Annotated in this window: 13 protein-coding genes and 3 pseudogenes; 3 read left to right on the top strand and 13 right to left on the bottom strand. The window is 43.4% G+C overall.

Annotated features, from left to right (window positions below):
* Nucleotides 1-20 precede the first annotated feature (20 nt).
* The 9 genes and pseudogenes from trpS to EYW48_RS17460 all read right to left on the bottom strand — a co-directional run bounded on the left by trpS (nt 21) and on the right by EYW48_RS17460 (nt 8,064).
* Nucleotides 21-1,043 carry a tryptophan--tRNA ligase gene (gene trpS, locus EYW48_RS17500; RefSeq protein ID WP_277432745.1) on the bottom strand — a complete coding sequence of 341 codons (1,023 nt, stop codon included), beginning with the start codon at nt 1,041-1,043 and terminating at the stop codon, nt 21-23.
* Between the two features lie 416 nt (nt 1,044-1,459).
* Nucleotides 1,460-1,898 (bottom strand): annotated as a pseudogene (tnpA, locus tag EYW48_RS17495) (IS200/IS605 family transposase).
* A 280-nt stretch (nt 1,899-2,178) separates the two neighbouring features.
* Nucleotides 2,179-2,373 (bottom strand): annotated as a pseudogene (locus EYW48_RS17490) (ISNCY family transposase); the annotation flags it as partial.
* Between the two features lie 122 nt (nt 2,374-2,495).
* Nucleotides 2,496-3,497, bottom strand: a complete 1,002-nt coding sequence (locus tag EYW48_RS17485; protein ID WP_277432744.1) for an alpha/beta fold hydrolase — start codon at nt 3,495-3,497, stop codon at nt 2,496-2,498.
* A gap of 119 nt (nt 3,498-3,616) precedes the next feature.
* A complete protein-coding gene (locus EYW48_RS17480) occupies nt 3,617-3,985 on the bottom strand; it encodes a hypothetical protein (protein ID WP_277432743.1) in 369 nt (122 codons plus the stop codon).
* Between the two features lie 57 nt (nt 3,986-4,042).
* Complete coding sequence (locus tag EYW48_RS17475) at nt 4,043-4,579, bottom strand: GNAT family protein (RefSeq protein ID WP_277432742.1); 537 nt, start codon at nt 4,577-4,579, stop codon at nt 4,043-4,045.
* Nucleotides 4,572-4,808, bottom strand: coding sequence for a hypothetical protein (locus tag EYW48_RS17470; protein WP_269350481.1), 237 nt, complete (start codon nt 4,806-4,808; stop codon nt 4,572-4,574). Before EYW48_RS17470 ends, EYW48_RS17475 begins: the two co-directional genes overlap by 8 nt.
* Nucleotides 4,809-4,827: 19 nt before the next feature.
* The gene (locus tag EYW48_RS17465) at nt 4,828-5,397 is read right to left on the bottom strand and encodes an outer membrane beta-barrel protein (protein ID WP_277432741.1); all 570 of its coding nucleotides are present in this window, start codon (nt 5,395-5,397) and stop codon (nt 4,828-4,830) included.
* A 96-nt stretch (nt 5,398-5,493) separates the two neighbouring features.
* Entirely contained in the window at nt 5,494-8,064 is a 2,571-nt protein-coding gene (locus EYW48_RS17460) for a LuxR C-terminal-related transcriptional regulator (protein ID WP_277432740.1), read from the bottom strand.
* A gap of 169 nt (nt 8,065-8,233) precedes the next feature.
* Here EYW48_RS17460 and EYW48_RS17455 point away from each other — a divergent pair, with 169 nt between their 5' ends.
* The 3 genes and pseudogenes from EYW48_RS17455 (at nt 8,234) to EYW48_RS17445 (ending at nt 11,650) form a co-directional block, all read left to right on the top strand.
* Nucleotides 8,234-9,001 carry an EAL domain-containing protein gene (locus EYW48_RS17455; RefSeq protein ID WP_277432739.1) on the top strand — a complete coding sequence of 256 codons (768 nt, stop codon included), beginning with the start codon at nt 8,234-8,236 and terminating at the stop codon, nt 8,999-9,001.
* A 723-nt stretch (nt 9,002-9,724) separates the two neighbouring features.
* Complete coding sequence (locus EYW48_RS17450; RefSeq protein WP_277432738.1) at nt 9,725-10,612, top strand: site-specific integrase; 888 nt, start codon at nt 9,725-9,727, stop codon at nt 10,610-10,612.
* Nucleotides 10,609-11,650 (top strand): annotated as a pseudogene (locus EYW48_RS17445) (transposase). The gene EYW48_RS17450 and the pseudogene EYW48_RS17445 overlap by 4 nt, the downstream one beginning before the upstream one ends.
* A 265-nt stretch (nt 11,651-11,915) precedes the next feature.
* Here the strand turns inward: EYW48_RS17445 and EYW48_RS17440 are convergent.
* The 4 genes from EYW48_RS17440 to EYW48_RS17425 all read right to left on the bottom strand — a co-directional run bounded on the left by EYW48_RS17440 (nt 11,916) and on the right by EYW48_RS17425 (nt 14,154).
* The gene (locus tag EYW48_RS17440) at nt 11,916-12,371 is read right to left on the bottom strand and encodes a GNAT family N-acetyltransferase (protein WP_277432737.1); all 456 of its coding nucleotides are present in this window, start codon (nt 12,369-12,371) and stop codon (nt 11,916-11,918) included.
* Between the two features lie 392 nt (nt 12,372-12,763).
* Nucleotides 12,764-13,210 carry a ribonuclease HI gene (locus EYW48_RS17435; RefSeq protein WP_277432736.1) on the bottom strand — a complete coding sequence of 149 codons (447 nt, stop codon included), beginning with the start codon at nt 13,208-13,210 and terminating at the stop codon, nt 12,764-12,766.
* Between the two features lie 68 nt (nt 13,211-13,278).
* Nucleotides 13,279-13,479, bottom strand: coding sequence for an AlpA family transcriptional regulator (locus EYW48_RS17430; protein WP_193232617.1), 201 nt, complete (start codon nt 13,477-13,479; stop codon nt 13,279-13,281).
* 75 nt (nt 13,480-13,554) lie between these two features.
* Nucleotides 13,555-14,154, bottom strand: coding sequence for an inovirus Gp2 family protein (locus EYW48_RS17425; protein ID WP_277432760.1), 600 nt, complete (start codon nt 14,152-14,154; stop codon nt 13,555-13,557).
* Nucleotides 14,155-14,410 lie beyond the last annotated feature (256 nt).

Genomic DNA, 14,410 nt, shown 5'->3' with positions numbered 1-14,410 from the left:
TCTCCCGAAGTAACGTCTGTTTAGAAGATATTTAGTCCAAATATATCTTTAATATCAAAAAGTACTCTCTGAGTTTTTTCTTTAGATAGCTGGCTTCCTTCAACCAAAATATCAATTAGCTGTGCTTTGTCATCAAGTAATTCGGCTCTTTTCTCTCGAATAGGCCGAAGTAGCTCTTGCAAGCATTCTTCAAGGATTTTCTTTGTCGTTCCATCACCAAGTCCGCCTCGTTGGTAATGTTCCTTCAGGTGAGTGATGTAGTTTGAATCTGGGTGAAATGCATCAAGATAGGTAAAAACAACGTTTCCTTCAACACAACCAGCATCCTCTATCTTCAAGTGATTTGGGTCGGTATACATTGATTTTACGGCAGCACTGATCTCCTTCTGGGAAGCGCCAAGATTGATCGCGTTCCCCATTGATTTTGACATTTTATTCTTGCCATCTGTGCTAGGTAAACGTGATGCGTTACTAAGTAGCGGACGGCATTCTTTGAGAACCATTTTTCCTGCTAGGGTATTTATTTTCCTAACAATTTCATTCGTTTGTTCAAGCATAGGCAGTTGATCATCCCCTACAGGAACAAGAGTCGCGTTGAAAGCCGTTATGTCGGCGGCCTGAGAAATGGGATATGTCAAAAAGCCAGCTGGGATTGAGCGCTCGAAGCCTTTGTTTTGAATCTCACTTTTCACCGTAGGATTTCGCTCTAACCGCGCTATTGTCACAAGATTACTGTAATACATCGTTAGTTCAGCTAATGCGGGTAACTGCGACTGGAGACAAATTGTTGTTTTACTTGGGTCAATGCCTACCGCCAGATAATCGGCGACGACATTAAGTATGTTGGAAGATACCTTAGATGGATTGTGAGCGTTATCTGTTAAACCTTGCATGTCAGCAACAAGGATAGTTTGGTCGTTAGCATGCTGCAAAGCAACACGCTGCTTCAGTGAACCAATATAGTGGCCAAGATGTAATGGGCCTGTAGCTCTGTCACCAGTTAAGATGACTTCTGAATTTTCAGAGTAGCGGTTAGTGTTCATGTTTATCTCCTAGTAAATAGATCGCTACCGGAGATAATCGAACACAGTCTTAGCTACCTTCCAGCAGCTTAAGAATGTGAAAATCCCGTGCCGCTCTAGTTAGAGCGCCACCAAAAGAAAAATGATGAAGGTGTCGAGATACGTTTCATCCAAACAAAGTAACAATCATTGACTGTAAACTCAACCTCAGAATAAACCAATCGGGAGCCGTCAACGTTAGTGTGGGTAAATGCACTATGCACTTAATACAAAATAGATGTAAAAGCGGCTCTGCAGGAAGGCGACCATCACTGCTCCTGAAGGCTGTGAAGCTATCACAGAAAAGTGATGCCACCAGCGTCGATAAAAGTAAAAATCCGCCTTCTTAGAAGGCGGCTTTGGTTTACAGCCCCCTAAAAGGGGGCGTTCCTGCGCTGTTAGTTCATCTTCAACTCTAGCTGTGCCTCATATTCTTGATCTTTCTTGTCTTGGTGCCTTACGTATCGCCTGATGATTTCTTCATTTACACCAACTGTGTCAACAAAATACCCTCTTGCCCAAAAATGATTTCCCCATAATTTCTTTCTAATATGTGGAAACTTATTAAACAACCGGATAGCTGAACGTCCTTTCAATATCCCCATCAAAGTCGATATCGAAACTTTCGGGGGAACTATTACAACCAAGTGAACGTGATCTGGCTGGATATTTAGTTCCAAGACCTCGCAATCTTTCATATTGCACAAAATATAGACTGAGCGATAAAGCTCCTTGCCTACATTACCTTTCAAGATCTTAAATCTGTACTTCGGCGTCCACACTATGTGGTATTTACAACGCCAATACACATGTGATTGAACTTCTGTAATCGCCCATGTTTTTAGTTTCCTCTTACTTGTGGTGAATAAGAGGTTTACTTCTAACATGGGCACTCCTTCGGGCAATAGCCCCAAGGTACAATCACCACCGCCCAAGGCGGTGGTTTAGAGCTGACAATGAAAATGGGGAGCAATCACGCTCCCCACTCTTTTTTTGCTTCTGAAGATGTGCTCACCTTGTCATTACTGAGGGAACGTGACGGGATAAGTACCAACCGATTCTGTCATGCTCTTACATTCTAGCCAGGATTGATACTTCTTGCCTTATACATCGATATTCAGTGATTGTAATTTTTAACCCTAAGCTCTCTGGTACTCAGTTTTTCTTCTTTCCAGATGTTTTTAATCGTGCCGATACTCACAGTAATATTGTGCTCTTTTAATTCCATCATCAGTTGCATCAGCGTGAGATGAGGTTTCTGTGATGTCAGCTCGATAATTTTGTCTTCCGCATGCTCTGGTATACGGAACTTAGGAGGGAATCTATCCATCAAGGGGGGGTATCTCTCAAACAAGGGAACGACCATCAAAAGTCACCTTTCCACGGTTTTGCTTATGATGGCAGTATCAATTGTTCTCAATTTAGCTTTCGCATTCAGCGGTTTGTTCGCTTCAATTCCTTATCATATATTTTTTCGAGCCATGCCAGCATGATATCAACCGTTTCATGGTTGTTTGACAAGTCTAGATGTTTAGCGCCTAATATTATTCTCAAATCAGTTTGCGGGGCGTTTTCCCTAAAAACCTTCTCAAATTTATAAGCATAAAATGCTTCGTCATTCTCTCCTACCAACACTAGAATGTTATTGTTATTTTCTCGTAGGTCAGCAGTAAAAAACTGAGGAGAAAAAGACTCGTTCATCCGAAAGGTATAGCTATCTACTTGAAACTCGTCATCAATAGTTACAGGTCGATTAAAATATAGTACTGACAGATAGTTGAACAGCTTAATCCCTACGTTATTCAGCATAGCTAACCCAGCGTATCTGGCTTGTCTAACTTGCACCCACCCTCCGGAGTTCGGGCGAACAGTCGGTGCTTTGTAGCCTAAATATGGCGCTAACATCATATAACCATCGTATTTTTCAAGCTCATTGCCACCGTACTTAACAACTAGCCCTCCACCAGACGAATGCCCTCCAAGGATGACCTTGTAATCAGGGAATTTAAATGCAAGTTCCTTTTTTAAATCTTCAAGATCGTGCTCCAATTGACCTAAGTAATCTACATCACCCATACTCCCCAATGCAGACTTTCCATGGCCGCGAAGGTCAGGCAATACAACAGATATATTTAGAGAGGCATTTAATCTTTCTGCTAAAGGAAGTAAATACCTTCCTTCCGTTCCAGAACCGTGGATTAAGACAACAATAACTTTTGAGTCCCCCAACAAGAAGCGATAAAAAAGGTCACTTCCATCGCGCGCAGTATAATATTTTTCAGCGATATTAATTTCAGGAGCACTATCAATGTGTAGAACGTTAAAATCTAAACCTTTGTCGGAATGCTCTCTACTAAAAGGTAGCGAGAGTAGGGAGAAAGCAATCACAAAGTAAATCAGCGGAGAAGCTATCAATAATTTTAAGAGAAAATTCATATTTTCCTCTTTAGATACTGCCCTTAAAAAAAGGCCGTATGGTCATAGTTTGTGCTCTATTGATAACTCATACGAGCATGACATTATCCAATGTCTCGAGCCAGAATTAATGTTATCAATTACATAAATACGACATAAAGTGCCAATGTTAACATCAGAGTGGTAATGGGTGCCCATATGAGCCTCTCTATTCGGGAGGGAGTAATCCAGTTTAAAAGGGCACTTAAAGCCTGTATGGTCAGTCCAGTATAGGGGACCCATTTCGGTAAACCTGCAATCAGCTTAGCCTCAGAGGCGACACCTGTCGCCATAAAGACGAGTAACACGACAGAGATGCCAGCAACTACTCGTCCTGAGATAGGCAACGAAGCTTCGTGGCGGCCACCTTGAGTCATTCTTCCCCAGGGCGCTCCGGCAATAAGGCAGAACTGAAAGACAATCACTCCCAGAAGAATGAATATATAAGTTGTAGCAGCCAATTGAACCATATTTTCCGTCCGTGTTTATCCTCAGAATAAAACAGTGATTGAGTGACCTTTAGTTTTCTAACTACCATCCCACTCATCTCGCAGGATAGCCAACACGACCGTATCCCACCATTGACCTTTGAAGTAACGGTTTTCTCTAAAGTGTGCCTCTTTTCTCATGCCTAGCGCTTGGCAAAGCCTAATTGCAGCCCTGTCTTGGCTGATGGTTTCTGCGTAAATACGGTGAACTCCCAGGTTAGAGAATCCATACTGAGCCAATGCCTGAGCGGCTTCCAGTATCAGTCCACTACCTTGGTACTCTCTGGATAGCCCAGTCCCCACTGATGCTTGATTATCGTTTTCAAGGCGTAAACAGATTGTTCCAACAAATTGCCCGGTCATTTTATGCTCAATGGCTAATTGATAAGATTTCCGCGGCATTTCGGATGCTTGTTCAATAAACAACTTTGTCAGTTCGCGATATTTATTCGGTTCACAATCCGATTCATCATAGAAACGCTGATATTTCGCATCTTGAGAAATAGCGACGAAGGTCGCCTCATCCTCAAGCTGCATATCTCTAAGTATCAGTCGTTCCGTTTCCAATTTAAACATCTACAGAAAACCCTTGTTTTATCACTGCTTGCAACTTCAGCCCCATATTGAAAACCAAGTTTACGATACCGTGAAGCTCTGACATATCTTTGCAATAAACCTCTATACAGGTTCCACTTGCTACTTTTTGTACGGTTACTTCTGAAAAAGTTTGTTGCCAGTCTGGAGATAAATTCTCTTCTACATATACGTTGAAGAGACCGAACTCTTCATTGTGCACATTACGCATAATCCACCTCACCTGCTGACTAAAAGCGGTATCCGATATTCGCTCCCCAGCCAATCCCACCGGCATCACGTGTTTCTCCATTGACTTCTACATCAGCACTGGAGTAGCGTGCATCAATACCAATTGACCACCGCTGTGCAAATAGATAATCGATGCCACCTCCAACCCAATAGCCGGTACCGGTATCTTCGTAGTTTCTTTTAACACCTGAACTGTATTCTTCCAGCTCTACTGATACATAGCTAACCCCAGCACCCAGATAGGGCGCAAAAGCACCTGCTAGAATAGTCGGTTGGTACCTGAGTCCGAGGTTAATTTCACCTACGGTTGTTTCGGTCGTGTTTCCACTATTCTTGTTTTCATTTCCACTTCCAAAAAAATCCAGGGCAATGCCAAAAGGCAGCGATGCGGGTTGGTAGGTAGACTGGAACCCAATTGTGTCCATTGAGTCATCTTTTCCCCAATCAGAGTCTAACGATTTGTCACCAAGTAACACCTTAAAGGAAGAGTGGTTTTCTGCGGCATTAGCGACTGTACCAAAAAGCAATATTAAGCCAGACATTGCCAGAAAATTGAGTTTTGAGTTCATAATAAGCCCTTATTTTATTGAGAGGTTAAGCGGGTTTGCTTAATGGCAAGATTACCCACAGGGCTCTTTACACACATCACCAGATGATGTGGTTTATCATAGTTTGGTCCAAGAAAGTAACTTATGTAACTTCGCTTTATTTATGGCGGCGCGGCGGTTACTGACACCAAGCTTTGAGTAGATGTTTTTTGTGTGAGTTCTGAGCGTATTGAGGCTAACGAAAAGCTTTGACGCAATTTGAGGGCCGCTGAGTTCAGTGTCTAGCCACTGCAGGACTTGCGTCTCTTTTACACTTAAAGGCTCAACCAGTGAATCTGTTATTATCACTGGTGAGAGCTTCTTCGGTGCTAAATCATATGTTGTAAATAACTCATGTATGGCTCTGATCTCTGTATGCCATACATCAGCGCCATTCTCTGCCATTAGCAATACTGCCTGCCTAAGTGCATGCTCTGCAGATTTTTTATCCTTGTTAGCTTCAGCATCGATAGCACAAACCACTTTCTGAACAAACTGTAATGTAGGCGGTGTATCCTCAGAGAAGGCATTATTCATAGTCGTCGTGACTTCCCTTCGTTCATTTGGCTGTGCAATGAGATAAGTTAAATAGGCTAAGCTATTGATATGAAAAGGTGTGGAACAAGGAGTCTGTTTTGTGAGTAGTTCGCAGCTGCCCTGATTGAGTAGGATAATACCTTTCCAGAGCGAGGGTGGTCGATGGCATGGATTGGGCGTCTCAACATACAGGGCTTCTGCATCACTGATGTACTTTATAGCATCTTCAATACGGTTCTCTACAGAAGCAATTCTTCCAGAAATGAGCGGATAACGGTATTTTGTTTCCTGCATAGAGCCTGAAGTACCAAACTGCTGAGCTGTATCAAGCAAACTCAATGCGCTTTCAATGTTTCCTTGCTCAAATTCAATTTCTGAAAGCAGCAGGTATACATCAGCACTCCCTTCGACGGTGTAGCTTCTATTTTGATCAACCCTATCAATCGCCGATTCGACAACAGACCTAGCCTTAGTCAACCAGCCAAACTGGTAATAGAAATCTCCCAGTAAAAAACGGCTTGTTATTTTAGCGCTGATATCTTCAGAGCGGTCCATATTGGCGACAGCGGCTTTAAGGCTACGTTCCGCGGCAGAAACCTCACCATCTCGCCATAACGCTATACCTTCTAAGGCTCGGGAAGAGCCACGCCAAACCTGTTCTTTTGTCGGTAACACATTTAAAGCATTACGAATCCGTTCAAGTACTTCTCTGGTATTACTTTGAGCCGCATGAATATAGGCTTGCCCGATATTGACTATACCCAGAGTTGTTTTTTCCTGGTCGTTTAATGGTGTGACACATCGCTCGAAATGTTCCTTTGTTGTATCGAGCAAAAAGATTCCTTGCTCGGGGTTGTGAGGCAAAAGCACCAAACCGTAGTAGCCGGCTAAAACTGGAAATGCTTGAATACGTTCTATATCGACCGATGCGAGCCACTCTATCAGTTGAGAATCATGTGAATGTGTACGTACGATTGGCCAATGACTTTCTAATAGCCTCAGCAGTTCTTTTTCCCCACAGCAACGGACATATTGAACCGCATCAGCAAGGCGACCCTTGTTGGCCATCCATGCCGCCGCGCGCATATTCAGCTCATGCATTCTCTCCTCTGTGATATGGGCGTGAATGCGTAAAACATCAGCAAAGAGGTGATGATAACGGTACCAGTTTCTCTCATTATCCAGAGAGATAAGAAAGATGTTGTTTGACTCTAGGTAAGTGAGTATTTCACCGCAATCTTCCCTATTTAGTACATGATTACAAAACTCTACAGAAAGCTCTTTCAGGAAGAAAGTTTCACGTAAAAAGTGTCGCACCTTTTCGTTCATACCAGAGAGAACTTGCTCTGTCAGGTAATCGAGAATATAGGTATGCGTACCTGAGAGCCGAGTGATTATATCTTCAGGATGAGCACTACTATTGAGTGCCAAAGAAGAGAGTTGCAAACCAACTGCCCAACCTTCCGTTATTCTATTTACAGCGACCACATCACTCTTTTCCAACTGCGCATGACAGGTTTGACTCAACAGCTTCCCGGCTTCTTCATCCGTAAATTTTAAGTCGGATGAGCGAATTTCAATAAGCTCTCGTTCTGCCCTTAGCCTGGCGAGAGAAATTGACGGATCTGAGCGCGTGATGAGAACCAGGTGAATGTTTTCAGGCATTCTGGCTAGAAAGTTGTTGATAACAGAATCTGTCGCAGCGGAGCTAGCTAAATGATAATCATCGAGTATCAAAGTTAGCTCATTCTGATAATAGGCTAACTCATTTATGAGGCTGGTAATTACGTGGTCTGCATTGACCTCTTTCTGCACTTGAACGAGATCCCATGCTTCTTGCGCAAGGGTAATGTCCACCTCTCTGAATGCGGCGATAAGGTAACTCAGAAAAGTGTCAGTGTTTTTGTCATTACTGTCCAAAGACAACCAGGCGAGCTTTTCTTCCTTTCGGGAACACCAATCCGCAACCAGGTTTGATTTACCAAAACCTGCAGGAGCGGATACAAGCGTAAGTTTAGTATTGATAATTTGCTTTAGTTTTTCCGATAGAACCTGTCTCACCACATAGTTTGATTTAGGCTCAGGAATGTAAAGTTTCGTTTTAATGATCATTCATATGCTCTGGTACATTGTTCTCGCCCTTTCCAAGTCTGAAAAGAGGTTGGAAGTACTATATACAATAGTAAAAACCAGAGTATCAAGGCAACTCCAAACAGACTAGAGAAGGTTTCATAAGATTCAAACAAGGTACAAAAATAGAATCAGCTTTTTTAAGCCAGAGATGCAAAAGACGATTTCTTCTAATTTTGAGCTAGAAAGAGACTTACGAGCGGCATTAAAAGAGGAACAATTTGAACTCTACTATCAACCGCAAGTGAATGAAGATGACATCGTTATTGGTGTTGAAGCACTCATTCGTTGGAGACACCCCTTAAAAGGATTAGTAAGTCCTTATCATTTCATTCCTTTGGCCGAAAGCATAGGATTAATAATGCCTATAGGCGAATGGGTGCTCAAAACGGCTTGCAAGCAATTGGCTAAGTGGCAAGGTGACTCGACCAAATCCCATTTGTCGATTTCAGTCAACATCAGCTACCAACAGTTCTGCTCGAACAACTTTCCCAAGATTATTCAAAAGCTAATGGAGAAATATAGCATCCCTGCAGGTAGGCTAAAGCTAGAGCTGACGGAAACCATGTTAATTGATGACATAGAGCAAGCAATACAATGCATGAACGAGGTCCAAGCCTTAGGTGTTGAGTTCGCTTTGGATGACTTTGGTACAGGATACTCATCATTGAGCTACCTAAAAAAGCTTCCTATTAGTCAGTTAAAGATCGACAAGTCTTTCATTTGTGAGCTTGAGTCGACGCCAAACGCCCGATCGATTATTGAGACGATTATTTCACTATCCAATATTCTTGGGTTGCGTACAGTTGCTGAAGGCGTCGAAACGAAATACCAACGAGATTACCTCGAATCATTAGGATGTATCGTGTATCAGGGTTATTACTACTGTCAGCCTCTACCAGTTGAAGAGGTAGAGTGACATAGAGAGCACTCATTTTTCTAGCTTGTAACTTGCGTCATCACTCCTAGTGGTTTTCGCACTTGCCAAAACGATCACATGTCACACGTGACACAGAAGTCCTTCGATGGACTTGCACACAAACTAAATACATGCTCATCTGTAGAAAGTACCGCACTTCAAACTTGATACTAAGTGCTTAAATCTTACCTTTCAGTGGATGGTCTCTCCGCCACCCTGCTACAGACCTGGAATCAACAAAACAAACCAATAAATCAGCAACACTGCGGGAAGAAACCCAATTAATGAGTGAGGTCGCTACACTACGTGAGCTAACTTCACACCATAGCCCGTCATTCTCTGAAGCAATAGACCTTGAATCAACTCTACAAACCAACAGATCAGCAACACTTCTTGATTTCACTTCACAAACAAGAATGACCGCTACACTTCTTGAGCTTACTCCGTTTACTAACGCCATGATACTTCCTCTCAATAATTACACTTACAAAAGCACGATTTCCTGCATGTACCTAAAGCCCAATTAAGTAGCCCGAAACGCACTGGCTAACATTCCGAATTGATCGGCAACATCAAACCCGACGCAAACCAAAACCGCCGAGCGTTGCGAATACGTCTTAAAGCGTTTGTTGAACGAAGCCGCTACGCGGCAGAGTAAAACACGCTCAGTCCATACTCTAAGTAACACCTTTATGTTGAAGGTGTCTTACTGGAGTCACGATTATGAACCCTACTGAACTGCAACGCTACAATAGCCTTTATCAACAACACCTTACCAATTTAAAACTACAAGGTAAACGGCCCTCCACAATCGATGCCTATTCTCGTGCAGTTCGTCGAATCACCGCTCACTTCGATCGCGTACCTGACACGTTAACCACTGCCGATCTCAAACAGTTTTTCGCTGCGCTTATTGAAACCCATTCTTGGAGCACCATTAAACTCGATCGTAATGGCTTGCAGTTTTTTTATCGCTACACGCTCAATAAACAGTGGGAATGGCTCAATATCGTCAAACCACCTCAAGTAAAACGACTACCCGACATACTCACACCACAGCAAGTTGGCACATTGATTACCCACACTCGACAGCCACGTTATCAAGTTTTTTTTCTTACTCTGTATAGCATGGGGCTTCGTCTTGGTGAGGGATTAAACCTCACGGTTCATGATATCGACAGCCAAACGATGCGTGTTCACATACGTGAAGGAAAAGGTGGAAAAGATCGAATGGTGCCGCTTCCGCTGCGAACTCTTAAAGCTCTTCGAGCACATTGGCTTACCCATAAGCACCCTTACTACTTATTTCCTGGCCTAGGTACATGTCACGACACCCCTATGGACCGTGGCGGTATTCAAAAGACGATGAAACTTGTACTTAAAGAGTGTGGTATCAAAAAACAGGCAAGTCCTCATTCACTGAGGCATTGCTTCGCGACGCACTTGCTTGAGCAAGGGCTAGACCTGCGATCACTCCAAACACTGCTCGGTCACGAAAGCCTTAATACCACCGCTCGTTACACCCGAATGACCCAGCTAAAGCAACGCAACGCTGCGATGGCGATCAACCAATTAACCGATGCATTAGATTTAACGTGGAGCATCAAATGAGTGCCTTTATTGAACTGCTTCGCCAACATCACAGTGCGCTGAAACGGCATCATCATGATCAGCTTAATGGTGATATGCATCGGGCCATTTCTGCAATGCTGCGCTGCAAAACCGAGCAACAAGGTCGGTCACAATGGTTTTGTGACCACTGTCATCACGATGACCGATTACCACTTTCTTGTGGTCACCGACATTGCCCTCAATGCCAACAACGTACGACTTCTGACTGGCTAGCGCGTCAACATCAGAAGCGCTTACCTGTTCATTACTTCATGGCGACGTTTACTTTACCTTATCAATTGAGAGTGTTGGCCAGTCGTCGACCCAAAGCGCTATATAATCTGATGTTCAAAGTATCATCGGGTATTTTAAAGGACTTTGCTAAGAGGCAGAAGCAAGGCGAGCTGGGGTTTACCGCTGTGCTTCATACCCACAGTCGACAATCCACACTTACATATTATTGTTGCGGCAGGAAGTTACGACCTATCAAGACAAGAGTGGCACAAAGGCAGCCAGCGATACCTCTTCAACGCCTTTGCTTTGGCCAAAATATGGCGAGCAAGAATGATAGAGGCCATTAATCAACATCCAATGTTGTGGCTTCCTAACGGCATACCCGAACAATGGGTGGTTGATTGTAGGCAGGTTGGTTATGGTCAGTCAGCACTGAACTATTTATCTCGCTACCTCTATCGCGGCGTATTGCCTGATGAAAACATAATCAATATCACCGATGACACGGTCACCTTCCGTTACAAAGAGAGCCAAAGCAAAACGTGGCAAACTCGGGTCTTACCCATCCTTAAGTTCTTGCTGCTCATATTGCAGCACGTACTCCCCAAAGGGCTACAACGAGTTCGAGATTATGGATTTTTACGTGGGCAAGCGCTGGCCTTAAGAGCCCGTATTCAACTGTTGCTGTTGAACTTGCTCTATCTCATGCCGCCCTTAATTAAGGCGAGAAGGACCAAAGCGATAAGAATCTGCCCCTGCTGTCAGCATGAAATGGCGTGCGTGGGAATTAGTCGACCGATCTAGCCGAAAGGCATTTGATAATAAGGATAATGGCAAAGGTAAATCAGAGGAGAAGTGACAGAAGAAGAAAGAAAAAATAGCTAAGTGATTGATGAGATTGCTATCGCAATCTTATGTTAGCGTCGTTCGCCTTGAGAAAAGTCTCAAGGCGACATGCCCTTCAAACTAAATTTCACAATTTACTTAATAAGGTAGCTTCGGGCTTGTTCAACACTTGGGATTTAGTGTTGGCTGCGCAACACCTTAATCCTTATTTGTTAGGCCTTTATTACAGCTTTCGCGTCATAAAACAGCTATTGGGATCTGGTTGATAATCACCAAACGGACCACAGTATATGAATCCATGTTTTTCATACAATTTTCTTGCAGCCAAAAAATAATCCATTGAACCCGTTTCCAAACTCAGAAACTCATAGTTCCGAGTTTTCGCAACGGCTACGACATGTGACAACAACTGAGATGCAACACCTTGATTTCTTGAACTTGTGGCTGTTCGCATCGACTTGATTTCTGCATGGTTTGAAGTCAACTCCTTAAGTGCAATACATCCTTGAACTACACCATTTTTCTCTGCACACCAAAAAGTGATGGATGGATGCTTAAGAGCCTCAACATCCAGAGCATGAACACTTTCAGCTGGTGAGGTTGCATACATGTCTCTTAGGTGTTCTTCCAATAACTGCAAAACACCAGTGCCTTCTAAGTTATCTACTCTGATTTCCATATCATTTCCTATCTGGGCCTAACGCTTATTCGACGACAAATAGTCGTCTTTGGTCCTTCAATGTTGCAGCATTTTTCATACTTGCTCAACTGATAATCAATTAGTTATGCCACATGAAGAGGAACTAAGTTGCAAGGTTTTGCCTAATAGCGGAAAAACTCAATCATCAACTCATTCGGATGATATTTGATAGGACCAAAAAACATTAACAGGATATGTATGACTAGAAAGTCTATCCAATATTAAAAGAAAAGCGAGCTCCCGCTGAGCCGGAACCACACCTGGCCCTGCTCTCGCATCACATCCCACTTCAGATATATGTTATCTACAAAAACGCAAATAACAGGCACTAGTGGCTTGTAGGTATCAACCCTACAAGCCGCATTGTTGTATTAGTCGATATCGTTTCTCGCTGCATCTACCGCCAACATATCCGCTCTTTCATTTCCTTCAATGCCAGAGTGCGCTTTGACTTTAAGTACCTCGACATACTTTCTAGAGCGCAGTTCATCGACTTGCTTCCAAAGCTGACGATGTTTAACTGGCTTTTTATTCGCTTTACGCCAACCTCTATCTTTCCAATCGTCCATCCAGATGTTGAAACCTTTCACGCAGTAATCATTGTCTGAAAAGATGACATCACCATCTTCTGCGTACTCTAGCCCTTCGATAAAGGCCATTAACTCCAACTCCGCACAATCCGTCTCTCTATCAATAGTGATACTCTCTTCATGCACAATCTCATTGTCTTCATCCATGACCACCAGCCCGATGCCACCTCTTGTACAAACGTGTTGATTGTTTGGGGCTGCGCCGTCTACGTAAATTGAATAACTCATTTTTTATCTCTCTCTAATTGAAAAAGGGCGCATGACTTTGCTTAGCCAGCGCCCCGTTGACGTTTGTGTTACTGAAAGGATTCTTGGTTGTCTCGCATACTCAGACGCGATTCCATCCATTCCTCGATTTCACTTTCTACCCAAGCCACTGCTCGTTCACCGAGTGGCACACTCTTTGGGAAGTCGGTTTCATCAGCCATGAACTTGTAAATAGTGGAACGGCCTAGCCCAGTTAGTGACATCACGTCTTGGATTCGTAGAAATCTCATTGTCATCGGGAATCTTCTCCTGTGCTTTGTATATACCCATGAGATAAGCCGCCACTGTAAAAAAGTGCAGTCGGTCTACTCTGAACTAGAGCCAAAGCTATAGCGCTGCTCATTCCATGCCTCAGCAAGACTGCTCATGCGATGAAAGACACAACGCTTGATGCTCTTGTCCTGCTCCCTACAGCGTGTCCCCAAGCCATAGTTGCCTCGGTCATTGAGAAACACCAATGAGCGCGCTTTGCCGCTGTAGTGCTTCTTTATCGCTTCTTGCCAAGCCTCTTTAAGGTGCTCAACCAATTCGTTGCGTTTTTCCCAGCAAATGGCGGGGCCAAAATGCTGGCTGTAGTCAGTAAACAGCATCACGCGATAGTTGTGGGACGGCACCTTGTCCTCTCGCCTACGCCATACATAGAACACAGACTCCGTATCGAGCTTTTCTTTAAGTAGCTTAAAGTAATCGTTAATGATGCTGAGGTCGGTATCTTGATGGTCTTCTGGTAGAAACAAATCCAGACGTGTTGCCAAGGCCGCGTCAAACTCGTCCATTGCTTGTTCAAAGACTTCCGTCATGGAAGTTAAGGCCGATTCGTATAACCCCTTGTCACTGAAAAACACGGGGTAGTCGTTGAACGTTTTTGAATGGGTAATGTTGGGAAGGTAAGTATTGTTGGACATGAGTAATCCCTCTGAGTCTGTTAATGACATAGGCATTACTCGCGCTGTATTTTTTAAGGTGAGTTGTGACTGCAACCAAAACTCGTACTACGGTTATCGTCGTGTTTGGTGGTGGGCTTAGCGAGACGGTGTAATGGTACGGTTAACTTGGATGGTATTTAAGCCTTATAATTATCACTACTTATAAGGAATCTGATATGTCACCAAAACTACGAGTGCAAATCACCCCTCAACAGAAGCTTGAATATGCCAAGAT

Source organism: Vibrio sp. 1180_3 (genome assembly GCF_029478545.1).
GTDB lineage: Bacteria > Pseudomonadota > Gammaproteobacteria > Enterobacterales > Vibrionaceae > Vibrio > Vibrio aestuarianus.
The sequence above is the reverse complement of the archived record's forward strand: the minus strand, read 5'-3'. Positions and strand labels throughout refer to the sequence as shown.